This is a genomic window from Paraburkholderia sp. EG286B (assembly GCF_040965655.1).
Lineage (GTDB): Bacteria > Pseudomonadota > Gammaproteobacteria > Burkholderiales > Burkholderiaceae > Paraburkholderia.
Genome location: NZ_JBFRCF010000008.1, coordinates 137,557 through 162,559, shown reverse-complemented (window position 1 = coordinate 162,559; position 25,003 = coordinate 137,557). Strand labels below are relative to the sequence as shown.

27 protein-coding genes and 1 pseudogene are annotated in these 25,003 nt (G+C 66.3%); 11 read left to right on the top strand and 17 right to left on the bottom strand.

All coding sequences use genetic code 11. The annotated features are described in order from the left end of the window. Positions 1-29 precede the first annotated feature (29 nt). The 3 genes from gspL to AB4Y42_RS19205 are packed head-to-tail and all read left to right on the top strand — an operon-like array spanning position 30 to position 2,765. Positions 30-1,415, top strand: coding sequence for a type II secretion system protein GspL (gspL, locus tag AB4Y42_RS19215; RefSeq protein ID WP_368695025.1), 1,386 nt, complete (start codon positions 30-32; stop codon positions 1,413-1,415). Beyond that, positions 1,391-1,930 carry a type II secretion system protein M gene (locus tag AB4Y42_RS19210; protein ID WP_368695024.1) on the top strand — a complete coding sequence of 180 codons (540 nt, stop codon included), beginning with the start codon at positions 1,391-1,393 and terminating at the stop codon, positions 1,928-1,930. The genes gspL and AB4Y42_RS19210 overlap by 25 nt, the downstream gene beginning before the upstream one ends. Positions 1,931-1,985: 55 nt before the next feature. Then, a complete protein-coding gene (locus AB4Y42_RS19205; RefSeq protein ID WP_368689494.1) occupies positions 1,986-2,765 on the top strand; it encodes a type II secretion system protein N in 780 nt (259 codons plus the stop codon). 45 nt (positions 2,766-2,810) lie between these two features. On the opposite strand, the gene AB4Y42_RS19200 is transcribed toward AB4Y42_RS19205, so the two are convergent. Then, complete coding sequence (locus AB4Y42_RS19200; RefSeq protein WP_368695023.1) at positions 2,811-4,397, bottom strand: efflux transporter outer membrane subunit; 1,587 nt, start codon at positions 4,395-4,397, stop codon at positions 2,811-2,813. A 161-nt stretch (positions 4,398-4,558) separates the two neighbouring features. After that, positions 4,559-4,888 (bottom strand): hypothetical protein, encoded by a 330-nt coding sequence (locus AB4Y42_RS19195; protein ID WP_368689492.1) that lies wholly within the window; start codon positions 4,886-4,888, stop codon positions 4,559-4,561. A gap of 228 nt (positions 4,889-5,116) precedes the next feature. Between AB4Y42_RS19195 and AB4Y42_RS19190 the strand changes: the two genes are divergently transcribed. Together AB4Y42_RS19190 and AB4Y42_RS19185 are read left to right on the top strand one after the other, a co-directional pair. Further along, the gene (locus AB4Y42_RS19190; RefSeq protein WP_368689491.1) at positions 5,117-5,641 is read left to right on the top strand and encodes a MarR family winged helix-turn-helix transcriptional regulator; all 525 of its coding nucleotides are present in this window, start codon (positions 5,117-5,119) and stop codon (positions 5,639-5,641) included. Positions 5,642-5,791: 150 nt separating this feature from the next. Further along, on the top strand, positions 5,792-7,348 hold the full coding sequence (locus AB4Y42_RS19185) for a DHA2 family efflux MFS transporter permease subunit (RefSeq protein ID WP_368689490.1): 1,557 nt from the start codon (positions 5,792-5,794) through the stop codon (positions 7,346-7,348). Between the two features lie 62 nt (positions 7,349-7,410). On the opposite strand, the gene AB4Y42_RS19180 is transcribed toward AB4Y42_RS19185, so the two are convergent. The 5 genes from AB4Y42_RS19180 to ada all read right to left on the bottom strand — a co-directional run bounded on the left by AB4Y42_RS19180 (position 7,411) and on the right by ada (position 12,940). Further along, positions 7,411-7,953: an OmpA family protein gene (locus AB4Y42_RS19180; protein WP_368689489.1), complete on the bottom strand. Its 543-nt coding sequence runs from the start codon at positions 7,951-7,953 to the stop codon at positions 7,411-7,413. A 293-nt stretch (positions 7,954-8,246) separates the two neighbouring features. Continuing rightward, positions 8,247-8,729 carry a hypothetical protein gene (locus AB4Y42_RS19175; RefSeq protein ID WP_368689488.1) on the bottom strand — a complete coding sequence of 161 codons (483 nt, stop codon included), beginning with the start codon at positions 8,727-8,729 and terminating at the stop codon, positions 8,247-8,249. 207 nt (positions 8,730-8,936) lie between these two features. Next, the gene (gene gshA / locus AB4Y42_RS19170; protein WP_368695022.1) at positions 8,937-10,559 is read right to left on the bottom strand and encodes a glutamate--cysteine ligase; all 1,623 of its coding nucleotides are present in this window, start codon (positions 10,557-10,559) and stop codon (positions 8,937-8,939) included. A gap of 201 nt (positions 10,560-10,760) precedes the next feature. Continuing rightward, positions 10,761-11,774, bottom strand: coding sequence for a DNA-3-methyladenine glycosylase (locus AB4Y42_RS19165; RefSeq protein ID WP_368695118.1), 1,014 nt, complete (start codon positions 11,772-11,774; stop codon positions 10,761-10,763). A gap of 5 nt (positions 11,775-11,779) precedes the next feature. Beyond that, positions 11,780-12,940: a bifunctional DNA-binding transcriptional regulator/O6-methylguanine-DNA methyltransferase Ada gene (gene ada / locus AB4Y42_RS19160; protein ID WP_368695021.1), complete on the bottom strand. Its 1,161-nt coding sequence runs from the start codon at positions 12,938-12,940 to the stop codon at positions 11,780-11,782. A gap of 538 nt (positions 12,941-13,478) precedes the next feature. On the opposite strand from ada, the gene AB4Y42_RS19155 reads away from it, so the two are divergent. After that, positions 13,479-13,889 carry a VOC family protein gene (locus AB4Y42_RS19155; protein ID WP_368689485.1) on the top strand — a complete coding sequence of 137 codons (411 nt, stop codon included), beginning with the start codon at positions 13,479-13,481 and terminating at the stop codon, positions 13,887-13,889. 17 nt (positions 13,890-13,906) lie between these two features. Here the strand turns inward: AB4Y42_RS19155 and AB4Y42_RS19150 are convergent, their stop codons facing one another. Together AB4Y42_RS19150 and sap1 are read right to left on the bottom strand one after the other, a co-directional pair. Continuing rightward, positions 13,907-14,461, bottom strand: coding sequence for a YaeQ family protein (locus tag AB4Y42_RS19150; protein ID WP_110383224.1), 555 nt, complete (start codon positions 14,459-14,461; stop codon positions 13,907-13,909). Between the two features lie 244 nt (positions 14,462-14,705). After that, entirely contained in the window at positions 14,706-15,047 is a 342-nt protein-coding gene (gene sap1, locus AB4Y42_RS19145; protein ID WP_368695020.1) for a surface attachment protein Sap1, read from the bottom strand. A 492-nt stretch (positions 15,048-15,539) separates the two neighbouring features. Between sap1 and AB4Y42_RS19140 the strand changes: the two genes are divergently transcribed. The 4 genes from AB4Y42_RS19140 to AB4Y42_RS19125 all read left to right on the top strand — a co-directional run bounded on the left by AB4Y42_RS19140 (position 15,540) and on the right by AB4Y42_RS19125 (position 17,273). Continuing rightward, positions 15,540-16,166, top strand: a complete 627-nt coding sequence (locus tag AB4Y42_RS19140; RefSeq protein ID WP_368695019.1) for a LysE family translocator — start codon at positions 15,540-15,542, stop codon at positions 16,164-16,166. A gap of 207 nt (positions 16,167-16,373) precedes the next feature. Then, the gene (locus AB4Y42_RS19135) at positions 16,374-16,538 is read left to right on the top strand and encodes a hypothetical protein (RefSeq protein WP_167334410.1); all 165 of its coding nucleotides are present in this window, start codon (positions 16,374-16,376) and stop codon (positions 16,536-16,538) included. 43 nt (positions 16,539-16,581) lie between these two features. Next, positions 16,582-16,749 (top strand): hypothetical protein, encoded by a 168-nt coding sequence (locus tag AB4Y42_RS19130; RefSeq protein ID WP_368689481.1) that lies wholly within the window; start codon positions 16,582-16,584, stop codon positions 16,747-16,749. A gap of 134 nt (positions 16,750-16,883) precedes the next feature. Beyond that, the gene (locus AB4Y42_RS19125) at positions 16,884-17,273 is read left to right on the top strand and encodes an ecotin precursor (protein WP_368695018.1); all 390 of its coding nucleotides are present in this window, start codon (positions 16,884-16,886) and stop codon (positions 17,271-17,273) included. A 55-nt stretch (positions 17,274-17,328) separates the two neighbouring features. Here AB4Y42_RS19125 and AB4Y42_RS19120 read toward each other — a convergent pair whose 3' ends face one another. From AB4Y42_RS19120 to mnmE, 5 genes are all read right to left on the bottom strand, one after another. Next, on the bottom strand, positions 17,329-18,354 hold the full coding sequence (locus AB4Y42_RS19120; protein WP_368695017.1) for a S1C family serine protease: 1,026 nt from the start codon (positions 18,352-18,354) through the stop codon (positions 17,329-17,331). Between the two features lie 239 nt (positions 18,355-18,593). Continuing rightward, entirely contained in the window at positions 18,594-18,830 is a 237-nt protein-coding gene (locus AB4Y42_RS19115; protein ID WP_368689478.1) for a hypothetical protein, read from the bottom strand. Between the two features lie 146 nt (positions 18,831-18,976). After that, a complete protein-coding gene (locus AB4Y42_RS19110; RefSeq protein WP_028203247.1) occupies positions 18,977-19,171 on the bottom strand; it encodes a hypothetical protein in 195 nt (64 codons plus the stop codon). Positions 19,172-19,596: 425 nt separating this feature from the next. Then, positions 19,597-19,908, bottom strand: coding sequence for a DUF4148 domain-containing protein (locus AB4Y42_RS19105; protein WP_110383218.1), 312 nt, complete (start codon positions 19,906-19,908; stop codon positions 19,597-19,599). Between the two features lie 157 nt (positions 19,909-20,065). Then, positions 20,066-21,466, bottom strand: coding sequence for a tRNA uridine-5-carboxymethylaminomethyl(34) synthesis GTPase MnmE (gene mnmE / locus AB4Y42_RS19100; RefSeq protein ID WP_368695016.1), 1,401 nt, complete (start codon positions 21,464-21,466; stop codon positions 20,066-20,068). 362 nt (positions 21,467-21,828) lie between these two features. On the opposite strand from mnmE, the gene AB4Y42_RS19095 reads away from it, so the two are divergent. Continuing rightward, the gene (locus AB4Y42_RS19095) at positions 21,829-22,248 is read left to right on the top strand and encodes a helix-turn-helix domain-containing protein (RefSeq protein ID WP_368689476.1); all 420 of its coding nucleotides are present in this window, start codon (positions 21,829-21,831) and stop codon (positions 22,246-22,248) included. A 135-nt stretch (positions 22,249-22,383) separates the two neighbouring features. On the opposite strand, the gene yidC is transcribed toward AB4Y42_RS19095, so the two are convergent. The 3 genes and pseudogenes from yidC to rnpA all read right to left on the bottom strand — a co-directional run. Continuing rightward, the gene (yidC, locus tag AB4Y42_RS19090) at positions 22,384-24,057 is read right to left on the bottom strand and encodes a membrane protein insertase YidC (protein ID WP_368695015.1); all 1,674 of its coding nucleotides are present in this window, start codon (positions 24,055-24,057) and stop codon (positions 22,384-22,386) included. Positions 24,058-24,087: 30 nt separating this feature from the next. Further along, positions 24,088-24,318 carry a membrane protein insertion efficiency factor YidD gene (gene yidD / locus AB4Y42_RS19085; RefSeq protein WP_028203242.1) on the bottom strand — a complete coding sequence of 77 codons (231 nt, stop codon included), beginning with the start codon at positions 24,316-24,318 and terminating at the stop codon, positions 24,088-24,090. A 203-nt stretch (positions 24,319-24,521) separates the two neighbouring features. Further along, positions 24,522-24,944 (bottom strand): annotated as a pseudogene (rnpA, locus tag AB4Y42_RS19080) (ribonuclease P protein component); the annotation flags it as partial. Between the last annotated feature and the right edge of the window lie 59 nt (positions 24,945-25,003).

Here is a 25,003-nt window from a genome sequence, read left to right as displayed (position 1 = left end):
TCCCCGACCAACATCGAAAAGAGGTGCGTTTGAGCACGCTGATCGTTCTCATGCCGCCCCGCGACCCGGCGGTCCACTCGCAGGAATGGCAGCTGCCGGAGCTGCCGTTCGTGCTGCTCGACAAGACGGGCAACACGCAGCGCGCGGGCCGCTCGGCGCTCGGGCTGCTGCCGAAGGCCTCGGCCACCATCCTGATGATCGCCGCGCGCGACCTGCTCACGCTCGCCGCCACCGTGCCGCCGCTCAAGGGGCCGCGGCTGCGCCAGGCGCTGCCGAACGTAGTCGAGGATCATCTGATCCAGGATGCGCAGACCTGCCATCTGGCGCTCGATCCCAAGCGCCTGGCCGACGGCCGCCAGGTGGTGGCGGCCATCGATCGCGGCTGGTTCCGCTTTCTGCTGGAAGGCTTCACCGCCGCGGGGCACCGCAATCTGCGCGCCGTGCCGGTGGCGCGCTGCCTGCCGGCCGCGCAGGCGGTGGAAGCCATTCAGGAGGTTCCAGTGACGGAACCTGCCGGGGCGGCAGAGCCGGGCGCAGCGCCCAACGCCGCGGCTCCCGCCACCCCCGCCCCCGAACCCGTGACCGCGTGCGTGCTCGGCCATGTCGTCGCGACCGCGCCCACACTGCTGCCCGGCGTCGCGCTCGAGCCCGCGGCCGCCACGGCGCAAGCGGCGCTCGAACTCGCGATCGTGCGCGGCGCCCTCGCCGAGGGCTTCGCGGTGCCTGCCGCGAGCGTCGCCGCCACCGTCACGGCGCTCGCCGGCGGCGCGCCGGTTTCGGGCTACGTGCTCACCAATCTGCCGGGCGAGCCCGTGAGTGCCGCCGCGCGCGCGTCGCTGGCCGCCGCGTTGCCGGGTGCGCAGACGCTCACGTTCGAGGCGCTCGCGCGCCGCGCGCTCGCCTGCCGCTTCGACCTCTGCCAGTTCGAGTTCGCCTCGCAGCCGTGGCGGCTCGACCGCGCGACGCTGCGCCGTCTGCGCGTGCCGATCGTGCTCGTGGCGGCCTCGCTCGTGGTGGCGGTCGTCGGCGCGAATATCCAGTGGCTCATGATGGCGCGCCAGCGCGACGCGATCAGCGCGCAGATGACCGAGCTGCTCCTCAACGCGTTCCCGAAGACGACCGTGGTGCTCGATCCCGCCGGCCAGATGGCGCGCCAGTTGCAGCAGTTGCGCCTGGCCGCGGGCGAGCCCTCGCCCGACGACTTCCTCGCACTCTCCGACGGCTTCGCTCGCTCGCTCGGTCCGGTGCCCGCGAACGGCATCGCGGCCCTCGACTATCACGACCGGCGTCTGGACGTGACCTTCAAGCCAGGCGTCAACGTCGACGCCGATCTCGCGAAACGCCTCGCGGGCAACGGCCTTGCGGGCACGGTCGATGCCAGCACGGGCAAATGGACCATCAGGAGCGCATCGTGAAGACAACGGCTATAAGCGGCGCGTGGGCCGAGGCCTGGACGAACTTCTGGGAGGCGCGCTCGACGCGCGAAAAGACGCTGCTCACGTGGGGTGGCGCGGTGCTTGCGCTGGCGATCGGCTGGTCGGTGCTGTGGCAGCCCGCCGCCGACGGCCGCGCGCGCCTGCGTCAGAGCCTGCCCGGCATGCAGCGCGAACTCGCGCAGATGACTGCCGAGGCCGACGAGGCGCGTTCGCTGGCCGGCGCGGCGGCGAGCGTGGCGCCCGGCGGCCAGGCGCTCAAGGACGCGCTCACCGCGTCGCTCGCCGATCACGCGCTCACGGGCGCGCAGATTCAGCTGATCGGCACGACGGTGCAGGTGCAGATGAAGAACGCGTCGTTTCCGGCGTGGGCCGCGTGGCTCGACGACGTGCGCAAGCAGTTCAAGGTGCAGGTGGTCGAGGCGCACATCACCGCGCTGAAGGCCGATGGCCAGGTCGATTTGACGGCCTCGCTGCAACCGGCGAATACGCATTAAGAAGAAAAAGCGCGCATCGAAAAGCGCGCAATGAGAATCGCCGGAGAAATACGCAATGAGTTACTGGATGCGGCGCCTGCGCGCCGCGTTGCCCTGGCTGATCGTGGGCGTGCTGTCGAGCGCCGTCGTGCTGCTCGCCCGCCTGCCCGCGGCCTGGATCGCGCCGCAGTTCGCGCGCGCGACCCAGGGCCACGTGAATCTGATCGACCCGGAAGGCTCGCTCTGGCACGGCTCCGCCACGCTGATGCTCGCCGCGGGCCAGGACGCACGCGGCGCGACGCTGCTACCGGGGCGCATCGTCTGGCGTACGGCGTTCTGGCCGCTGTTCGTCGCGCGCGTGCGCATGGAGATGCTGCAGACCGAAGCGATGCCCGACCCGGTCACGGTGGATGCATCGTTGCGCGGCGCGAACCTGAGCGCGGGCACGATCGCCGTGCCGGCGTCGCTGCTCGCGGGTCTCGGCGCGCCTTTCAACACACTCGATCTGGACGGCAAGGTGCGGCTCGCATGGAGCCCGTGGCGCGTGTTCGGCACGGATGCGTTCGGACGACTGACCGTCTCGCTCGCCGACATGAGTTCGCGCGTTTCGCTCGTGAAGCCGCTCGGCACGTATCAGGTGGTGCTGCAGGCGCAAGGGGCGACGTCGACGCTCGACCTGTCGACACAAAAGGGACCGCTGATGCTCGCGGGGCGCGGCTCGTTCTCGCGTGCGTCGGCATCGTTTCAGGGCACCGCGAGCGCCGCGCCGGATCAGCGCGACAACCTCGCGGGCCTGCTGAATCTGCTGGGGCGGCCGGTCGGGCCGGGAACCGTCGCGCTGACGTTCATGCGCTGAGGTCCATGGTCTGAGCGTGCGCCCGCCTGAGCGGGCGCGTATGCGTTACTGCGGCTGGGCGGCCGTCGGAGCCGCCGCTGGGCCCGAAGCTGCCGAAGCCACCGCGGGCGCGGCGACGCTGCCGGTCTCGCGGTCCATCTGCGAGGCATCCCAGCCGCCGCCCAGCGCCTTCACGAGCCCCACCGACGACACCATGCGCTGCCCGCCGATGCTCACGAGCTTCTGCTGCGCGGTAAAGGCCGTGGCCTGCGCGGAGAGCACGTTCTGGAAGTCGGTCGTGCCCGCCTTGTACTCGTTCGTCACGATCGCGAGCGCATGCTGCGCCGACTCCACCGCCTGCTGCTGCACGACGACCTCTTGCCCGAGGATGCGCTGCGAAGCGAGGTTGTCCTCCACGTCCTGGAACGCGGCCAGCACCGTTTGCCGGTAGGTGGCCACCTGCTGGTCGTAGGCGGCGCGCGCGGCCTCGGTCTGCGCCTTGCGCAGCCCGGCGTCGAAGATCGTGCCGGCAAGCGAGGGCCCGAGCGTCCAGAAGCGCGAGGGCATCTGCAACAGCTGCGACATGACCGAGCTTTCGAAACCGCCGCTCGCGGACAGCGTGAGCGTGGGGAAATACGCCGCAATCGCGACGCCGATCTGCTCGTTGGCGGACGCCGCCTTGCGCTCGGCCGAGGCAATGTCGGGCCGGCGCTCGAGCAGCGCCGAAGGCATGGCGAGCGGCAGCGTGGGCGGCGTGGCGGCGAGCGGCGACGGCGGGATCGAGAACGTGGAGGCGGGCTGGCCGACCAGCACGGCGATCGCATGCTCGTCCTGGGCGCGCGCCACACCGTTGTCGATCGCCGAAGCCTGGGCCGATTGCAGCTGGGTTTGCGCCTGGATCACGTCGGCGCGGCCCGCCACGCCCTGGGCGTACTGATTCTGCGTGAGCTGCAGCGACTTCTGGTACGCGACGACCGTATCGTCGAGCAGCTTCTGCTGCGCGTCGAGCGAGCGCAACGTGAAGTAGGTTTGCGCGAGCGTGGCCCGGGCCGACAGACGCGCGTTCGCGAGATCGGCGGCGGCGCCCTGCTGGCTCGCCTCCTGCGAGCTGACCGTGCGGCTCACCTTGCCCCAGAGATCGGGTTCCCAGGTGGCGTCGAGCCCCAGGTTGACGTTGTTGTTGATGCTGCCGCTCGACAATCCACCGCTCGAGTTGGCCACGCGCGTGGGCGTGTACGAGCGCGTGCCCGCGAACGAGCCGCTGATCACGGGGAAGTACGCCGCCCGCGCCTCGCCCACGAGGGCGCGCGCCTGACGGTAGGCGGCGGCAGATTGCGCGACCGTCTGGTTGCTGGTATTGAGCTGATCCATCAGCGCATTGAGCGGCGCGTCGTCGTAGATCAGCCACCAGGCGCCGCGGTCGGCGGTATCGGCCGGTTGCGCGACCTTCCAGCCCTCGGGCGCTTCCTTGAACGAAGCGGGCACGGCGGCGCTGGGCCGGTGATAGTCGGGGCCGACGGCGCAGCCGGTCAACTGGAAGGTGAGCGCGGCGGCCGCGCACAGCGTCAGGATGGAGAGCGGCTTGGGCGCGCGGCGCGCCACGGACCCGGCGGGTCGAGCGGTCGCGCCGGAGCGGACGAAACGGCAAGGCATGCAAGGATTCCTGTCGATGCAACCGGCGCGCGTTCGGGCGGCCGGCCGCGCACGGGGTTGTCGCGTTGCGGCAATGGTAGCGCACGCGCTAGTCACTGCACGGAATCCGAAAGCTTACGCGTTGGAAGGGTTGGCGGGTGTTACGGCGTGAGGCGCGCAGGTTACGCGTCGTTACGGCGGCGCTTCGGCGCGCGGCAGGCGAGCTGGCCGCCACCGCACGCGAGCGCATCTGCTGCCGGTGTTACTGCCGTTGCGGCCGCGGGCGTGGCCGGCACGACGGCGCTTGCCGCGGCGGTTTCGGGCTGCGCGCGCCGACGCTGCGCCAGCACCACGGCTACCACCGCAATCGAGCCGCCCGGCAGCGCGAACATGGCTGCATACAACGCGAGCTTGCGCCAGCGCGACGACTCACCGGTCTTCGCGAAAGCGAGGCGGGCGGTGTCGGTGACGGAGCGGCCAAGGCCGCCAAGCGCGTTGATCAGGAAAAGCATGATGCGGAAACGGGTGGGCGTAGAAGAATGAAACTGGTTGCCTGTCATAATATTGACTATGCAATCAAATCACAACATACTTTGCAGCGCATCAAACCAACTGTTGTTTTTACGCGCCGATCGCGACGACAGAAGCGATCGCGACCTGCTACCTGATTTATCTGCCTGAGCAGCGACATAACCCGCTATAATCCGCCCGTCTTTTGAGATGCTGCAAAGCGAACTGCCATGAGCGACGGTCCTTTCGTCCCGGCCGGTCTGGGCGTCGAGCCAAGTCTCGGCTATTTCCTGTCAACGGCGCGCAACGTGCTGGCCGGGCGCATCGACCGTGCGGTCGCGCCGCTTGGACTCACATCGTCGCAAATTGGTGTGATCCTTTTATTGTGGTTCGAGCGCGCCAGCACGCCGAACGAGATGTCGCGCGCGCTCTCGTACGACACCGGCTCCATGACGCGCATGCTCGACCGGCTGGAGAAAAAAGGCTTTCTCGAGCGGCAGCGCAGCCAGGCGGACCGACGGGTCGTGGAACTCGCACTGACGGATCAGGGACGCACGGCGGCGCAGCAATTGCCCGACCTGATCGCCGCGGAGATGTCCGAGCAGTTGCGCGGCTTCTCGCCCGAAGAAGTCGCGACGCTGGTTCATTTGCTGCAGCGCTTCATCGCCAATGACGGCTCGACCACGCCGCTGTGCGGATCGATGATCGGCACCGGCAAGGACGCAGAAGCGCCGGCGCAGGAAGACGGCGGCTAGCCACGCGGCACGACGCGCCGCGGCGCAATACGTGGCGTAGTTTGATCCAATCACTGTCTGGGCAGAATATGCACAGACACGAAATAGTACGCTGCCGTGTGCTGCCCCCTGGAGGCGGCAGCCACGGCCGACCCAACAAGGACACGGAACATGGCAGCTTCCCCCGCGGTGCCCGCGCAGGCCGAACCCGCACCGTTTTCCGGCGGCACGCTCGCGCTCCTCACAGTCGGGCTCGCGCTCGGGACCTTCATGGAGGTGCTGGACACCTCGATCGCCAACGTGGCGGTGCCGACCATCTCGGGCAACCTCGGCGTCGCCAACAGCGAAGGCACGTGGGTCATCTCGTCGTATTCGGTTGCCTCGGCGATTGCGGTGCCGCTCACCGGCTGGCTCGCGCGCCGCGTGGGCGAAGTGCGCCTCTTCACGCTCTCCGTGCTGCTGTTCACGCTGGCCTCGGCCGCTTGCGGCTTCGCCACGAACTTCGAGACGCTGATTGCGTTCCGTCTCGTGCAAGGGCTCGTGTCCGGCCCGATGGTCCCGCTCTCGCAGACCATCCTCATGCGCTCCTACCCGCCCGCCAAACGCGGCCTCGCGCTCGGCCTCTGGGCGATGACCGTGATCGTTGCGCCCATCTTCGGTCCGGTGATGGGCGGCTGGATCACTGACAACTACACGTGGCCGTGGATCTTCTATATCAACGTGCCGATCGGCATCTTCTCGGGCATCTGCGCGTACCTGCTGCTGCGTGGCCGCGAGACGAAAACGACGAAGCAGCGCATCGACGCCGTGGGCCTCGCGCTTCTCGTGATCGGCGTGTCGTGCCTGCAGATGATGCTCGACCTCGGCAAGGATCGTGACTGGTTCAACTCGACGTTCATCGTCACGCTCGCCATCATCGCGGTGGTCGCGCTTGCGTTCATGCTCGCGTGGGAGGCCACGGAAAAAGACCCCGTGGTCGATCTCTCGCTCTTTCGCGACCGCAACTTCGCGCTCGGCGCGATGATCATCTCGTTCGGCTTCATGGCCTTCTTCGGTTCGGTGGTGATCTTCCCGCTCTGGCTGCAGACCGTCATGGGCTACACGGCGGGCCTCGCGGGCCTGGCCACCGCGCCGGTGGGCCTGCTCGCGCTCGTGCTCTCGCCGCTCATCGGACGCAACATGCATCGGCTCGATCTGCGCATGGTCGCGAGCTTCGCCTTTATCGTGTTCGCGCTCGTTTCGCTCTGGAACTCGACGTTCACACTCGACGTGCCGTTCGACCACGTGATCCTGCCGCGTCTCGTACAGGGTATCGGCGTGGCCTGCTTCTTCGTGCCGATGACGACCATCACGCTCTCGAGCATTCCCGACGAGCGGCTCGCGAGCGCCGCGGGCCTCTCTAACTTTTTGCGTACGCTCTCGGGCGCGATTGGCACGGCGGCGAGTACGACGTTCTGGGAAGACGCCGCCATCTATCACCATGCCGTGCTGTCGGAATCGGTGACCCAGTCCTCGCCGAACACCGTCGCGTACAAGGACGCGCTCGCGAACCTCGGTTTCGCGGGTCAAAGCCTGACTGCCAAGCTCAACGATGTCGTGACGACGCAAGGCTACATGATGGCCACCAACGACTTCTTCCGCATTTCCTGCGCGATGTTTGTCGTGCTGGCCCTGCTGGTGTGGGTGACGAAGCCGAAAAAAGGCGCGGGACCGGCAATGGGTCATTGACGGTCCCGCGAAAGGACGCCCGAGCGAGCCGCGGGCGACCAGGTGCGCGTTGCGCGGCGTGACTAGCGCTGCGTGATGCCGCTCGTCTGGATCTCGACGCGACGGTTCTGCGCGCGGCCTTCAGGCGTGGCATTCGACGCGATGGGCCGCGAGAAGTCGTAGCCGTGCACTTCGTACTGGCCGGCGTGGAGGCCGCGCGACTGGAGATAGTTGCGAACGGCCTCGGCGCGGCGCAGCGAGAGGCGATCGTTATACGCCTTCGAGCCGACCGAGTCGGTGTGACCGTCGATCACGACCGTACCGATGTTCACACCGTCGCTTTCCCTGACGAACTGGTCGAGCGTACGCTTGCCGTCGGGCAGCAGATCGGCCTTGTCGAACGCGAAGTTGGCGTCGGCGTTCAGCGTGATCGTGCGCGGCTGAACCGGGGCCGGCGTCTCGCCGATCGGCGCCGGCGCTGGCGACGGGACCGGCTGCTGCGGCGGCTGGCAGATGAACGTGATTTCACGCGGGTCGTCTTCCGGCTTGAAGCCGGCAACGGCGTGATCCACCGACGAGACGCGCAGCGGCGTCTTGCTGCCGCAGATCTCGTTGACCTTTTTCATACAGGTTCTGGAGCTTTCCAACAGGCCGGAACATTGCACGCGATACGCCTGTGAGCCGTTAGCGAGCGTGACGATGTCGAGATTGTGAGTGGGGCCTGAGGCGGTAGTGCAGCCAGCGGCGGCGGCGATGACGGCAGCCGCGGCACTGGCAGACAGGAGGCGCAGTTTCATTGTCGATTCGAGTTGTGGATGAGGATGAACGGCCCAGACCACGCAGGCCGAAACCAGCCCAAGATACGGGCTCCTCAATCCCTACCTCAATCAGACAATGCCCAAAATCGGCCATGTGCCGATCAATGCGCGCTCGACGCCGGCTCCGCCACGGCCGCGCCGCTGACGCCGGCCGTGTCGCCGCCTGCGCCCGTGGTCGTGTCGCCGGGAATCGGCGCATCGACGCCGGTTCGCACATACTGCTTGAACGCCGCGCCCGCCGACCACGGGTTGGGCTTGCAGCCGAGCGAACTGTCGCAATGCGCGGCGAAGCCGATCGTGGCCGTGCCGTCGGCGTTGGCCTGCTTGGTGATTTCATAGGCGAGCAGACGCCGGCCGCCGCCCGGGCCCGACGTCTGGATCAGCGTGTCGGTCACGGTCTGCACTTCGTACTTCGAATGACTGCGCACCCAGTCCTGGGCGCGTTGCCACCAGAGATCGCATTCCGTCTTGTTCGAACAGGTGAGCGGCGCGGTCGCGATCTGCATGACGTCGGGATTGACCTGCCCGCGCGACGCGCAGGCCGCAGCCGTCGCGCACAGCAGGATCGCAAGCATTCGTTTCATCGCGTGGATTCCTCCCAGAGTGAGCCGCATTGCGCGCGGCCCGTGCATTTTTGGTGTTTTCAGCTTCGTTCGTCCGGCGCGCGCTTTGTCCGCGCGGCTCAGAAACGCGGCGCCTACCCTGGTTGGACCGCATCTGCACGCTGGTGTTGCGAGCAAATGCGGTGCCTGGGACAAACCTCGAGGGATGGGAGCGCACCGGCGCGCGGCTCAGACGCTGAAGCGATTGAGCGTATAAGCGCGATACGCGGCGACGAACGCGTCGAACGAGCCGACTTCGTCGCGCTCGAGTTGCGCCTGCTCCGCGAGCGATTCGCGCGCGAGCGTTTCGAACTCGGCCGTAGCCGCGGCGTCGAGCGGACGCGCGAGGAATTGCGCCGAGTGGTGCTCGCTCTGTGCACGGGCAAATTGCAGGAAGGACTGCTTGCCATCGCGCATGGTTTGCAGCACGCGCGCCGATGGCGTGAGCGACGGGTCGGCCAGCTTTGCGCGCTGTGTCGCGAGCGAACGTGTGTGTTCGTCGCTGCCATGCGCCGCGTCGAGTACGGCGGCCGCCTGGCCGATCTTCTCGAACAGCGCTTCGGCCCATTCGTGCATCGGCACGTCCTTGCCGTCGCGCTTGAGCGCGAGACCCGGGCGGCGCCCTTCTTTCGTCACGAGGCCAAAGTTTTCGTTCGATTCGGCGTAGGCGTCGGCAGGCAGGAACGGGCTTTCATCCAGCGCGCAGGCGAGCAGGTAGGCGTCGAGGAACCGTGCGGTTTCGAGCGAGATGCCGGTCGGCTCGAACGGGTCGATGTCCATGCAGCGCACCTCGACGTACTGCACGCCGCGCGCGGCGAGCGCATGCAGCGGCCGCTCGCCCGGATGCGTGACGCGCTTGGGGCGGATCGTTGAGTAGAACTCGTTCTCGATCTGCAGCACGTTCGTGTTGATCTGCACCCACTCGCCGTCGCGATGCGTGCCGATCGCCTCGTAGGGCGGATACGGCTGGCTCACGGCCTGCGCGAGCGCGTCGAGATAGCCTGCCAGCGTGTCGTAGTCGGCGCGCAAGGCGGACTGGCCCGTTGTGTTCGAGTAGCCGAGATCGCTCATGCGCAGGCTCGTCGCGTACGGCAGATAGAGCGTGTCGGCGTCGAAGGTTTCGAGCTTGTGCGCGCGGCCGCGCAGGAAGCGCGCGTCGAGCGCGGGCGAGGCGCCGAACAGGTACATGAGCAGCCAGTTCGTGCGGCGGAAATTGCGGATCAGCGCGAGGTAGCGCTCCGACTGATAGTCGGTGAGCGAGGCCGTGGACTGTTGATGCGCATGCAGCACGCGCCACACGTCCTCGCTCAGCGAATAGTTGTAGTGGATGCCGGCAATGCACTGCATCGTGCGGCCGTAGCGCAGCGCGAGGCCCATGCGGTACACGTACTTGAGGCGGCCGATGTTCGAGCTGCCATAGCGCGCGATGGGAATGCCGTCGTCGGTGTCGGGCAGCAGGCCCGGCATCGATTCGTTCCAGAGCATCTCGCCGTCACGCGCGAGTACCGCATAGACGTAGCGGTGCAGCTCGTCGAGCTTCGCGAGCGTGATCGACGCATCGGGTTCGGCGGGCGTGATGATCTCGATCAGCGCTTCCGAATAGTCGGTGGTCAGCGACGGATGCGTGAGCGCCGAACCAAGCGCTGCCGCGTGCGGCGTCATGGCGAGACGGCCGTCGCGCGTCACGCGCAGGCTCTCCTTCTCGATGCCGCGCAGGCCGCGCGTGAGCGCGCCGCGATGTGGCCCGTCGCCCAGCACGGAAAGGCGCTGTGCGAGAACGTCGTTCGTGCGTGTAGAGGTCGTGTCTGACATTGAGGCAAGTCGGGCTCGGGCCGGCGGCGCAGTGCTGCGCGCAGTGTTGCTGACATTCGCCGGCCGGGATTCTTTTCGGTAGCGGGCACTTTAACATCTCGCCGAAAGACCTGCTTGGGCCTGCCTCGGGCGGGGTTTTGGCCCGTCGGCGCGCACTTCTCGCGGTGATGGCACCCCTTTCCTGCGCTGCCTTCCGTTGCGCTAGCCGCCGCGCGCCGCGCCCGCGCGATCGGCGATTTCGTTCCACAAATGCATGGCCGCGTACGCGCGCCACGGGCTCCATGCATCCGTGCGGGTGCGCTGTTGGGTCGCGCGCACGAGCGACGGGTCGCGCGCCGCGATGGCCTGCATGAGCACGAGATCGGTCGCGGGCCAGGCGTTCGCGTCGCGCCATGCGCGCATCGCGACGTATTCGACGGTCCAGGGGCCGATGCCGGGCAACGCGAGCAGCGCGGCGCGCATGGCGTCGAGGTCGGCGGGCTCGGCTGCAATCGCGTCGATTCGTCTGCTTTGACGCTTGTGGCGCGAATTGTCTGGATCGTTCTGCTCGTAGTCGCGTTCGATGATCACCGCTCCGCTCGCCACGGCCTGCGCGAAGCCCTGCAGCGCGGCGACGCGTTTGCCCGGCATGCCGATACCCGCGAGATCGGCGGCGGCGAGCGCGGCGGGCGTCGGAAAGCGCCACGCGGTGCGCGCGTGCGCATGGTCGTCGATGCGCTTGCCCACGCGTTCGACGAGGCGCCCGATGATCGTCGTCGCCGCTTTCACGCTGACCTGCTGGCCGACGATCGCGCGCACCACGAGCTCGAAGCCCGACCAGGCGCCGGGCACGCGCAGCCCCGGCACGGCAGCGACGAGCGGCGCGAGCCACGGGTCGCTGCGCAGATGCGCGGCGACGGCGGCGGGATCGGCATGCAGGTCGAACATGCGCGAGAGCGGCGCGGCGAGTGCCGCCGCGTGCGCGCTCACGGGTCCGTCGATCTGCACGACGAGGCAATGCTTGCGCGCGTGACGGCACACGGCGAGCGTGCCGCTCGCGCCGTTGAAGTCGATCGCGCGCAGCCACGCGCCGTCCTCCACGGCCTCGACGCCCGGCGTTGCGCGGCCGCTGAAGAAGCGCAGCACGCGTGGCCAGTCGTAGGGCGCGCGAAACGACAGTTCGAGTGTGGCGCTGTGCGTCGGCGCCTCGGTTTGTGCTGCGGATTGCGAGGCGATGGCGCTCAAGTGGCGGTCTCCGGCGTGTTGGCGCGGTTCGAGGTCGAACGGGTGCCTTTCAGGTTTTTTGCGCCATTTTGCGCACCTTGCGATGCGCGTGCTTCGCCGTCGAGCAGCGCCGCCTTGCGCTCGAGCCCCCAGCGATAGCCCGCGAGCGAGCCGCCCTTTTGCACGACGCGATGGCACGGAATTGCCAGCGCCACCGGATTCGACGCGCACGCACTCGCCACGGCCCGCACCGCGCGCGGTGCGCCGAGCGTTTCGGCGATCTGCGAGTAGCTGCGCGTCTCGCCGTAGGGAATGTGCTGGAGCGCGTCCCAGACGCGCTGCTGGAACGCCGTCGCGGCAATGTCGAGCGGCAGATCGAAACGCTCGCGGCGGCCGTGCAGATAGGCGTCGATCTGCGCGGCGAACGGCGCGATCGCGGCCTTGTCCTCGGTGCACTGCGCGTTCGCGAAATCGGCCGTGAGTGCGGCGGTGAGCGTCGCGGCATCGTCGCCGAACGCGATCCGGCAGATGCCCTTCTCCGTTGCCGCGATGAGCACGAAGCCGATCGGCGTGGGCGTGGCGGCGTAGTGGATCGTCAGCCCCGCGCCCTTGCGGCGATAGGCGGAAGGCGCCATGCCGAGCTCGCCCGGCACGCTGTGATAGAGCCGCGACGATGAGCCGAAGCCGGCGTCGGCGCTGGCACGCGTGACGTCGGCGCCGTCGCCCAGCGCGTCGCGCAGCACGGCCCCGCGGCGCGCCGCCTGGTATTGGCGCGGCGAGACGCCCAGCACGCGCTTGAAGAGGCGCTGCAGGTGAAACGGGCTCAGGTGCACGGCTTCGCCCAGCTGCGCGAGCGTGAGCCGCTCCTGCGGGTCGGCGTCCAGCGCCGCACACGCGCGCCGCACGATTTCCAGCTCGCGCGGCAGGCCGCCCGGGCGGCAGCGCTTGCATTCGCGATAGCCGGCGGCGCGCGCGTCGTCGGCCTCGGCGAAGAATTCGATGTTCTCGCGCCGCGGCAGCCGCGACGCGCACGAGGGGCGGCAGAACACGCCGGTGGTGCGCACGGCGTAAAAGAACGCACCGTCGGCGCGGGCGTCGCGCGACGTGACGGCTTGCCAGCGGTCGGCGTCGTTCGTCCACTCGCTGTCTGGCGTCTGGCTGGGTTTGGCGGGTTTCATCGCTGGTTTCATTGCAGGGACGGCGCACATTTGAGGCTCCTCGAAGTGCCTGTCTGTATGCCCTTACTCTAGCTTCGCGTACGGACGACGGCGCGCCGGATCTTGCGCTGTCATTGCGGTCGACTTGTGCCGTGAATGCGCCATGATCGGGCACTTTTATGGTCTTCGGTGAATCCCTGGTGGCGTCTTGCCGATTCCCGTGCGACAAAATGGCAACTTTGCGGGTTTTCCCTTAAAAAGTTGTTGCGTCGCGACAGCCGACTCGGTATAGTGGTTCCTGTCTCCTCCATGTCTCCTCCTGATATGGATTAAGCCCGCTCAATGCAGCGGGCTTTTTTTCGTCCAGCGTTTCCGTACGTCAACTCGCCGCCACTCGCGGCGCTTCCCTCGCCTGAGAGCCCGAAGCTATTTTCCGCCGGCTCCCACGGTTCTGCTGCCCGCGATTCCAGTTCGCAAGGCTCGCTGAGATGCGCGCCCTCTGCGCAGCCCGGCTTGCACAGGTTCATCATGAGATTCTCAACACGACCTCGAGGACGCCATGCGGATCCAGATTCGCGAGATCGATCACGTCGTTATCCGGGCGGCCGATGTGGCCGCCATGACGCGTTTCTATTGCGAAGTACTCGGTTGCCAGCCGGAGCGTGAACAGCGCGATCTCGGCCTGATGCAGTTGCGCGCGGGACGCTCGCTGATCGATCTCGTGACGATCGGCGGCCCGCTCGACCGGGGTTCCGGCGCAGCGCCGGCTGGCGCGAGCGGCAACATGGATCATCTTTGTCTGCGCGTGGAGCCGTTCGACGCCGAGGCGCTGACGTCACATCTGACGCAGCATGGCGCGCGTCCCGGCAATGCGGTCGAGCGCTATGGGGCGGAGGGTTTGGGGCCGTCGCTGTATCTGTTCGACCCGGAGGGCAACATGGTGGAACTCAAGGGGCCGCCGCACGCTTGAGGGCGCACAGCCGGCTTTCAGACGTTCTCGGGCGCCTTGAACACGCTCCATTCGACTGCCACTGGCTCGGCGCTCGTATTGCCGATCCACGCCGCGCCGTCCTGCACCGTGCATTGCAGGCGCATGGTGCGCTCGGCCAGCGCGCCGAGCGACGCGGCAACGCCCTCGCCCAGCGACCAGACCGTCACGTTGCGCAGGCGCTCGACCTTGTTGCGCACGCCTTGCCACCAGATGTCGGAGGTGCGTCCGCCGTAGGCGATCACGATGACCTCGCCCGCGCGCCCGCTTGCCTTGGCGATGCGGCGCTCGTCGGGCTGGCCAACCTCGATCCACGTTTCGATCGCGCCGGTGTAGTCCTTGCACCAGAGGTCGGGCTCGTCCGTATCGGACAGGCCCTTGCAGAATTCGAGCCGCTCGCCTGCAAACAGCGCGAAGGCCGCGATGCGGACCATCATGCGGTCGTCGGTTTCGGACGGATGGCGCGCGATCGTGAGCGCATGGTCGGCGTAGTAATGCCGGTCCATGTCCGCGATCTGCAGTTCTGCCTTGTAGATGGTCGATTTGAGTGCCATACCGAATTCCGGTCTTGCGAAAGCCGCACATGATAGCGAAGTTTCTAGCAAGCCACGTGCCGGTCGAATGGACGCGCAGCGCGCGTCGCTGCGGTGCGCGATGCAATGCGGATGGTCTGACGGGAAAATGACGGGGGTTTGACAGCGGCGCGCGGCGCGTTGCATCGCGTCACGGCCGCGCGCCCGGCAAGCACGATGGCCCGGCGCACGTGCGTCGGGCCATGTCGAGAGGCGCGTTGGGAGCTTACTGCTTGATGAAGCGGTCCGTGGTCCAGAGACCTTGCTCGTCGCCGTTCGCGGCGTTGACGAATTCGACGTCGTGGCCCACCACCTGTACGACGCGGAACGACTGGTTGTCGGGTGTGGACAGACACTGGAATCCCGTGAAGTATTCCTGCATCTGCTGATGCTCGCCGGCCTGCTCGTGAAGCGCGACGGCGTCGAGCTTGTCTTTCGTGAGGCAGCCATAGGAGCCCGGCTTGAGCTGCACCGTTTGCTGCGGCTTGACACTCACATCCTGAGCCTGAACCGCGACGACGCAAGCGAGGCTGGCCGCCGCGACGACCATACCGGTTAGCGTTTTCATGATTGCCTCCTGCGGGTTTTTACTCAGGTTAGCTATGTATTTAACTCTCATGCCTCACCCGCATCTCTAAACATAGAAAACTGCCGAAAGACTGCAAGCCCGACTTGTGTGCGTTCGCAACAGTCACGGAGGCTTGCAGCTTGGTGTCGAGTGCTGTTATGCCTTTCAGCCTGGCGCTAAGGGGCGTCCAGCAGCACTCCGAAGCATCGATTACATCGTCCCGCGCCTTATCCGACGAGGCGCAGCCGGTTATAGCCAGGATAGGGAAATCAAGCCCGCTTTGATTTAAACGGTTTAATAGCTCGCCAGGCAGCCTATGACGCGGCGCACCTAAAGTCCCGTAAGCGCCAACTGGAACGCGCGCATTAATGGATTGGCGACAGAATAAAATCGATGCCAGATGCTCCATGAGCCTCTCGAAACGAACCCGTGCCCGCGCTTGCATACGGCAAAAGTTCGTGGATAAATCGGGCTTCCCAATGGAGGAACCCCATGACTTTCGCTCACTGGCTGCCGTTCGCGATCGCGTCGGCCATTCTCGTGGCCATTCCCGGCCCGACCGTACTGCTCGTCGTTTCGTACGCGCTTGGCCACGGCCGCCGCTACGCGCTCGCCACCACGGCCGGCGTCGCGCTCGGCGACTTCACGGCGATGACTGCTTCCATGCTCGGACTCGGCGTGATCCTCGCGGCTTCCGCCACGCTGTTCTCGGTGCTCAAATGGATCGGCGCCGCCTATCTGATCTATCTGGGCGTGAAGCTCTGGCGCGCGCCCGTTGGCGTTGGCGACGCGCCGGACACCTCCGAGACCCGCACCGGCCGCATCTTCGCGCATGCATACGCCGTCACCGCGCTCAACCCGAAGAGCATCATTTTTTTCGTCGCGTTCGTGCCGCAGTTCATCGATCCGCATCTGGCCATGACGCCGCAGATCGTCGTGTTCGAAGCCACCTTCATCGCACTGGCGACGCTCAACGCGCTCGCCTACGCGCTGCTCGCGGCGGCCGCGCGCAAGGTCGTGCGCAGCCCGCGCGTACAGCGCGCGGTCAATCGTACGGGCGGCACGCTGCTCATCGGCGCCGGGCTCTTTGCCGCCGCGTGGAGAAAGTCGGCGGCGTAAGCGGCGCAACCGGATCGACGGCGACCTTGATGCGGGGCACGTCCCGAGCCCTGCGAACCGGGCTGCAAACCGGGCACGCAGGCTGCTCAGCGCGGGTTGTGATGGTTGGCGAACATTGTTTTCAAGCTTCAGTGCGCGCCCAATGTGCAAACTGTCGCGTCTTGGCTACAATGCAATTGCAAACCGCTTGACAACCAGGAGGTAATCGTGATCGAGCACGTAATACTGGGCGCGTTTCTGGTGATTCCCCTTGTCATTGTCGTCTTCCTGTTTTCCGACGAAATCCTCGAGGAGCATCGACAGCGCGTAGAAGCGGGAGACGGACATCATATGGACTGGCGTCATCCGCTACGCAGCTTCCTGCATCACTGAGCGGGAGCACGCATCGCGCTGATGAATGCGCCGAAGCACATGGGTGGCACTCCTGGATTTCGAGTTCTCCTGGATGGCGTACTTCGTCGCCTTGTTCGTGCTGATGGTGCTATCCATCGCGCTCACCCTTCTCTGTCCGTCTGCCGGGCAGCGCGGTAGCACGCCGCGCACACACGTGGCAGACGCGCACGACGGCGAGCACGCACGCTGACGGGACTCGCTCCCGGCCAGCGCGCGCTGGCAAGCCACACCCCCGTAATTCCGCGTTACCACTTGCAGCACCTGTATCCAGCAATCGGGCTGACAATCGCTCGCATGTTTTCAAAGGTTCTCAGGGAGAACGACATGCGAAAGATGGCAGCCGTTTTGGTGCTGGCGGGGTGTGCGGTGGCAGCTGGCCCCGCGAGCGCGCACGATCACGGCGGTGACGTGGTGGGTGCGCTGGTTGGCGGCGCGTTGATTGGCGCCGCGGTCGGCGCCGTGCTCAACAGCGGCCCGGCGGTGGCCTACCCGGCTCAGCCGGCCTATGTGCAGCCCGCGCCCGTGTATGCCGAGCCGGCGCCGGTTTATGTCGCCGCCCCGGCCGGCGCGGCGTGTTACGACCAGTATTCGGGCCGCTACGTGCCCTGCGCACCGGCCCAGCCTGCACCGCCGCCGCCGCAATATGACGACGGCTACGCGCAGCCCGGCTACGGACAACAGCCGGGTTATGCCCAGCCCGGCGGCGGCTGGTAGTGCCTGAAGCGGCGCACGCGACGGTGCGCCGCCCATCACCGGTTGCTCCTCGCGCCTAGCCCGTCTGCTCGACGGGCGTCACCCTCAGGTTGAGTCGCTGCGTCAAGCGGATCACGCCGACTTCCACCGCGCGATCAATGCGCGAAACGTCGAAGAGACGCTGCAGCGTATCGATGCCGTCGACGGGCACGCCATCGATCGTCACGATCGTGTCGTCCATGCGCAGGCCGCCCAGCGCGGCGGGACTGCCCTTGACGATCTCCATCACCCGCACGCCGGTGGTCGCGCTCAAGTCGAAGTAACGCTGCACCTTGCGCGCGATCGGCACCGTGGTGCCGGCAATACCGATATAGGCGCGCCGCACCCGGCCGTGCGCGAAGAGCTGCGTGATGACCCACTTTGCCGTGTCGATGGCCGTGGAGAAGCAGATGGCCTGCGCACCCGGAATGATCGCCGTATTCACGCCGATCACCTGACCGGCCGAATTGATGAGCGGCCCGCCCGAGTTGCCCGGATTGAGCGCGGCGTCGGTCTGGATCACGTCGTAGATCATGCGGCCGGACTCCGAGCGCAGCGAGCGGCCGAGCGCCGACACGACGCCCGTCGTCACCGTTTGCGCGAGGCCGAGCGGGCTGCCCACGGCGATCGCGATCTGCCCGACACGCAGGCCCGCCGAATCGCCGAGCTGCGCGTGCGGCAGCGCCTCTGCCGCGCCGATACGCAGCACGGCGAGATCCGTGTTCGGGTCGTCGCCGACGAGGTCGGCACCCTGCGTCGTGCCGTCCGCGAGCGTCACGCTCAGCTTGCTGGCGCCATGCACGACGTGGCTGTTCGTCAGCAAGTAGCCGTCGGGCGTGAACAGGAAGCCCGAGCCGCTGCCGCCGCGCGCGGGCGCCTGGCCCGATGCGCGGCGCTCGACGGCAATATGCGCGACGGCGGGCTGCACGCGCTCCAGCGCGCCGATCACGGTTCGCGAATAGGCGTCGAGGAGTGCGTCGTCGTCGAAGCCCGGGCGCTGGCCCGCGCCGTCGGGAGGGACGCCGCGAGCCAGATCGTCAATGAAGGAAGGTCGTCTGCCCACGATCTGAATCTCCGAAAAAAGTGGGCTGTACATGCAGGGGGCGCGCGACGTTTTCAAGAGCGCGCGCCGGGTCGGCCGGAACGTCAAGCTTCTGATCGAGTCTGCCAGTCCGCTGGCGAGCGCCCTGCAAAAGAAAAAAGCCCGCTCGCGCGGGCTAATCCATGCTCGGGTGACATGGCGAGGTTAAGCGGGAATTCGCGGCGCGGGGCGCGCGCAAAGCAAACGTGTGAACCGGTGAGTCAGGCGGCCAGCGCCTCGCGCACCGTTGCGCCGCTCGCAGCCCGACGCGATTCGAGCTCGACCATGAGCGCGTCGACGGTGCGGAACTGCGACGGCGTAATCTGGACGAGGTCGAGCAACGCGCAGAGGCGCGTGTACCAGTAATCGAATGAAAAGACTGCCGGCGTCGTGCCAGCGGATAACGAGGGTGCCATCGCGCGCGTGATATGCGCGATTTCGTCGTCGATGAATCTCATCAGTGCCCCCGGTGCGCTGGTCCAACGTCTTGTGAAAACGTGTCTCGCCACTTTAATTCGGCGGCGGCGCGTGTCCAGCTATCACATCGGATAGGTCAAGTTCAAAGGTCAGGCCTCAACCTTTCAGACGGCTTGTTACGGTCCCCTTAACGTCGCCAGCCGTGGCCGTAATAGCCGCCCACGCCAACCCCGATATCCACCGACGGCGCCGCATAGTAGCCCGGCGCATAGCCATAGCCGTAGGCCGGCGCAGGCGCGTACGCATACGGCGGCGCCACCACACAACCGGTGAGGCCAGCCGACAAGCCAACCAGAGCAATAACGCAGAAGAGTGTTTTCATCGTCGTTCTCCTATGCCACTGATTGTCGACGAGCCACGCCGCGGCAAGGGTTTGGAAAAGCAACGATGTGTGTCCACAAATTACAGCCGCACACAGCGGCCGCTGCGCGCTTGTGGAGTGAGACAGGGGCGTGTCAGCGAGCGATAGCGTCGGGGCCCGCGCAAAGCAATCGACTGCTTGTGGGCTGCTTGATAGATCGCACTACGAACTAAATGACCTGGCAGTTAGCTCGTAGTGCGCAGAGATGAGGCTGAACAAGCTTTGCTTTTGAGCAGCCTCGCCAGTTTGCTCGACGGTCGCTGGAAAAAGCGCCCAGGCCCGAAGGCCCGAGCGAAGCCGTCGCGTCAACGACGGCGGAGGTATTCGTTCAGGTATGCGAAACGCCTGCGCGGGATCTTCGCAAGCGTTTCAGCAGTATTGCCGTGTTACGGATGGTTATACATCGCGTTCCAGTCGGCCTTGGACACCGCCGGGCGGCCTGCATCCGAGTTGCCGGCTGCCACGCCGCCATAGCCGCTCGTTGCGCCGTTCGCGGCGGCTACCTTGGCTTCGGCTGCGAGAAGATCGTCGGGGTAGTGCGGGTCCGCCCCTGCGCCCGGATGCCAGCCCGCCTTCGCGAGCTGCTCGAGCTCGGCGCGCACCTGGGCGCGGGTCACGGGCGCATTCGATTGCGCGAACGATGCCATCGGCACCACGAGTGCAACGGCAACGGCTACGGTCTGGATCAGGGACTTCATGCTAACTACCTCCTTTGGCTTTTGATTCGGTGCGACAACGTGTCTGCATCCGATGAGCGAAAGTCTAGGCGGATTGCCGCCGAGGGTTAACCCTCAGCCTTCGAAGGGATTGTTCCAGGCTGGAGAAGAATGGGGTGGGACGGAGCGCGCTTGCGGGTTACTTCCCGATACAAAAGCGGCTGAAAATCACCCCCAGCAGGTCATCGGACGTGAATTCGCCGGTAATCGAATTCAGCGACTCCTGCGCGAGCCGCAGCTCTTCGGCGAACAGGTCGAGCAATTGAGAATTCTGGTCGGCATGCGCCGCCGCCTGTGCGAGATGCTCGCGCGCCGCACGCAGCGCGATGAGATGCCGCTCGCGCGCGAGATAGACGCTCTGCGCATCCGCCTGCCAGCCTGCAATGCGCAGCAGCTCGGCGCGCAGCAGGCCGACACCGTCGCCCTGTTTCGCCGAAAGGCGCAACTCGCAAATATCGCTGCCGTTCTCGGCACGACGCTTCGCCACTTCGGGCGGCACACCGGTCAGGTCGGTCTTGTTGAGCACGCGTACGACCGGCACACCGGCGGGAAAGCGCGCGGCGATCACCTCGTCTTCGGCGTTCATACCCGTGCGCGCATCGAGCAGATGCAGCACTACGTCTGCGCGGCCGATCTCGCTCCACGTGCGCTCGATGCCGATCTTCTCGACCTCGTCCTCCGTGTCGCGCAGACCTGCCGTGTCGATGACATGCAGTGGAATGCCTTCGACCTGGATGGTTTGGGAAATCTTGTCGCGCGTCGTGCCGGCCACGGGCGTCACGATCGCGAGTTCCGCGCCTGCCAGCGCGTTCAACAGCGACGACTTGCCCACGTTGGGTTGTCCCGCGAGCACGACCGAAAGTCCCTCGCGCAGCAGTGCGCCCTGGCGCGCTTCGGAGAGCACGTGGTCGAGCTGCTCGCGAATGCGTGCGAGCTTGCCGCGGGCATCCGCGGCCTCGAGGAAGTCGATCTCTTCTTCGGGGAAATCGAGCGTCGCCTCCACCAGCATGCGCAGCGTCACGACGTCGTCCACGAGCGCGTGAATGTCGCGCGAGAACGCGCCGTCGAGCGAGCGGCCGGCCGAGCGCGCCGCCGCCTCGGTGCTCGCCTCGATCAGGTCGGCCACGGCTTCCGCCTGGGCCAGATCGAGTTTGTCGTTGAGGAACGCGCGCCGCGTAAATTCGCCGGGTTCCGCGAGGCGCAGCCCGAATTCGCGGCCGGCCTCGATGCAGCGTTGCAAAACGAGTTGCAGCACGATCGGGCCGCCGTGGCCCTGCAGTTCGAGTACGTGCTCGCCGGTGTACGAATGCGGCGCGGGGAACGACAGCGCGATACCCCGGTCGAGCACCGTGCCGGCGCCGTCGAGGAACGGCACGTAGCTCGCGTGGCGCGCAACCAGCTCCTGGCCCGTGAGGGCCTGCATCAACGCAGCGGTCGCCGCCGCGCCGGCGCGGCCGGCCGACACGCGCACGACACCAATCCCGCCGCGTCCGGGCGCAGTAGCAATGGCGACGATGGGATCGGAATCGGTGGCGAGCATGATGGGCGGACCGTAGAGCAGGGCTGGAATCGGGATGGAGTGCGGGGACTCGCTGCGGTCTTGCGAGCACTCGCAAAACGCGAGGCATTGTAACGCGCCGGACAGAGCGTTTTCCGGCTGGAAGCTCGGCTAAGAATCGTCTCGCTTTATCTTAATTTAGCTAAGATTAGTCTTAGAGAATTCTGTCAGATTTCACAGAATTCGGGCGCTGGACCCTACCGACGTCTTGCCACAAGCGAACTCGCGGAGATCTCGACCAAAGTCATACGCCAACCATAAGCAGGTGAATTTTCACTTTTACACGTTAAATGTAGCCTAACTGGTTGTCATCTTCGGCGATTTCGGGTTGCACAATCTGGCCCATGCCGACCTCCAACGAAAAAGCCGCTTTTGCCGAACGTCTCAGGTTCGCCATGAAGCGCGCGCCCGAAAAACTACGCGGCAGCACCGACCTGGCGAACCGGTTCAATCTGCGCCATCACGGCGAGCATCCGGTTTCGCCGCAAACCGCTCACAAGTGGCTGAGCGGCCGCACCATTCCCACCCAGGACAAGCTGGAGACGCTGGCGAAATGGTTCGACGTGGACATCCACTGGCTGCACTACGGTCCTCCGGGTAACGCAGGCGCCGGCGTGCCGCGGCCGCGCAAGCCTGACGGCAAATATCCGGTTTCCGAGGAAACGCTCGAACTGGCCTCGAAGATCGAGTCGCTCAGCGCCCATCACCGCTATCTCGTGCAGGAACTGGTCGCCCAATTCTACGGCGACGCGGACAAGAGCTAACGCGCGCACCCGAACGCTGCGCTCTGCGTCGTCAAGGAAATGGCGCTCCGATCATGCAAAAAGCCGTCCGGTTCGCACCGGACGGCTTTTTTTCGAGCCTTGATTCAGGTGGCGGCATCACTGCCGCCCCGGCGCTCAGGCGAGCTTCTTCTTGCCTTTGCCCATCATGCGCGTGATGTAGTACTGCTGCGCGATCGACAGCACGTTGTTCACGACGTAGTACAGCACGAGGCCGGCCGGGAAGAAGAAGAACATGACCGAGAACGCGATCGGCATGAACATCATCATCTTCGCCTGGACGGGGTCCGGCGGCGTCGGGTTCAGCTTGGTCTGCACGAACATCGAGACGGCCATCAGCACCGGCAGGATGAAGAACGGGTCTTGCTGCGAGAGGTCGTGAATCCAGAGAATCCACGGCGCGCCGCGCATTTCCACCGACGAGAGCAGCACCCAGTACAGCGAGATGAACACCGGAATCTGGATCACCACCGGCAGACAGCCGCCGAACGGGTTCACCTTCTCCGTCTTGTAGAGCTCCATGAGCGCCGCGTTCATCTTCTGCGGGTCGCTCTTGAAGCGCTCGCGCAGCGCCTGCATGCGCGGCGTGATTTCCTTCATGCGCGCCATCGACTTGTAGCTGGCGGCGGAGAGCGGGAAGAACACGGCCTTGATGAGCAGCGTGAGCAGCACGATCGACCAGCCCCAGTTGCCCACGTAGCCGTGGATCTTCTCGAGCAGCCAGAAGAGCGGCTTGGCGATGATCGTCACCCAGCCGTAGTCCTTCACGAGTTCCAGGCCCGGCGCGATGCCTTCGAGCATGCGCTCTTCCTGCGGACCCGCGAAGAGGCGCGCCTGCACGGTGTCCGTCGCACCCGGTGCGATCGTGCCGAGCGGCTGCTTCATGCCCACGCGATAGAGCGAGTTGTCGAACTTTTCGACGTAGATGCTGCGCTTGACGCCTTGCTGCGGAATCCACGCGGTCGCGAAGTAGTGCTGCACCATCGCGATCCAGCCGTTATCGGCCTGGGTCACGAAGTCGGCCTTGTTCTTGTCGATGTCGCCGAACGTGATCTTCTGGAAGTGATGCTCGTTCGAGTACACCGCCGGGCCGATGAAGGTGTGCGAGAAGCGCGGCGTTTCGACCGGCTGGCTGTCACGCACGATTTCCATGTAGAGCGTGGGCGAAACCGGCGCGCCGCTGACGTTCTGCACCTTCCAGTCCACGCCGATCACGTAGCTGCCGCGCGTGAACGTGTAGGTCTTGGTGACCTTCACGCCGCCTTTCTCGGGCGACTGCAGCGCGATCTGGAAAGAGTTGGCGTCGCCGGTCAGCTCGCGCGGGCCTTCGACTGCCGTGAACACGTCGTTGTGATTCGGGAAGTCACCGCCGAGCAGGCCGGTGCGCGCAAGGTACGTGTGGTCGTTGGTGTGGTCGAACAGCGTGATGTACTGGTCGGGACCCTTGCCGTCGGCGCTTTCCTTGAGAAGCGAAAGCTTCACGAGCGTGCCGCCGCGCGTGTCGATCACGCCGTCGTAGACGTCGGTGCGAAAGTGAACGAGCTGTGCTGCGGCTGCAGCCGGCTGGGCGGTGTTCGTCGGCGCCTGGCCCGCGGCGGCGGCCGTCGGCAGGTCGGACGCGCCGTTGGCGGCGCTAGCCGGCGCAGGGCCGCTCGCGGCGGTTTGCGTCTGCGTTTGCGTCGCGTTCGGGAAGAACATCGACTGGCGTCCATGGTCGCGCTGCCAGTTGTCGTACAGCATGACAGCTGACATGAAGAAGATGACCCATAGGACGGTGCGTTTAATATCCATGCGTTGTCTCAGTGTCGATGGAATGGCGCGTCAGCGCTTTTTCGGAGATGCAGGCGGGACGAGATCGACGCCGCCCGCCGAAAACGGATGGCAGCGGCACAGCCGCCGCGCGGCGAGGTAAGTCCCACGCGCGGCGCCATGATACTGGATTGCCTCGCGTGCGTAATCCGAACAGGAAGGATAAAAACGGCACCGGCTGCCGAGGAGGGGACTCACGGCAAGCTTGTAGAAACGCAGCAGTGCGATCAATACCGTTTGCATGGCGTTGCGGCCTGGCTGCGCCGCGTTCGATGACGAACCACGTGCCGCTTGCGCGGCGGCGACGTCGGATATGCCGGACTCGCGCGCCCCGCTCATGATGCGCGGGTCTTGCTCTCGTCCGGCGGCAAATCTTTACTGGCCTGGGCCTGCGCCGGTTTCCCGGCTGCCTGCCCAGTTGGTGCCGCAGCCTGCGTTGCGCAAGGGGTGCGCGCAGATGTCGCAGGCACGGCGCCGCCACGCCGCGTGACTTCGCGCGCGGCCTTTTCGAGCAGCGTCTCGATCTCGCCGCGGCACAAAGCTTTGAGCCCCGGCGAAGACGCGCCCGGCAGCGCCTTGCGGTCGAACTTCGTATGCAGGCGCAGCAGCAGGTCGAAACCTTCGAACTGCGCACGACGCACACGAAACGCTTCGCGGGCAATCCGGCGCACCAGGTTGCGCGTGACCGCGCGCGGTGCGTACTTCTTGCCGATCACGAGTCCGAGCCGCGCCTCGTTGCCGGTGGGCCGGCCGTACACGACGAAGTGCTCGGTGCGGCGCCAGGGGCGCAAACGAAAAACGGATGAGAACTCATCCGTTTTCAGTAGCCTTGCGGCTTTCGGAAAAGCGGCTTGCGTTCGCGACGGCATGACGCCCCGATCAGTTACCAGGTTCGTCCTGTTCGCCGTGCTCGCGAGCGGGCCGCTAC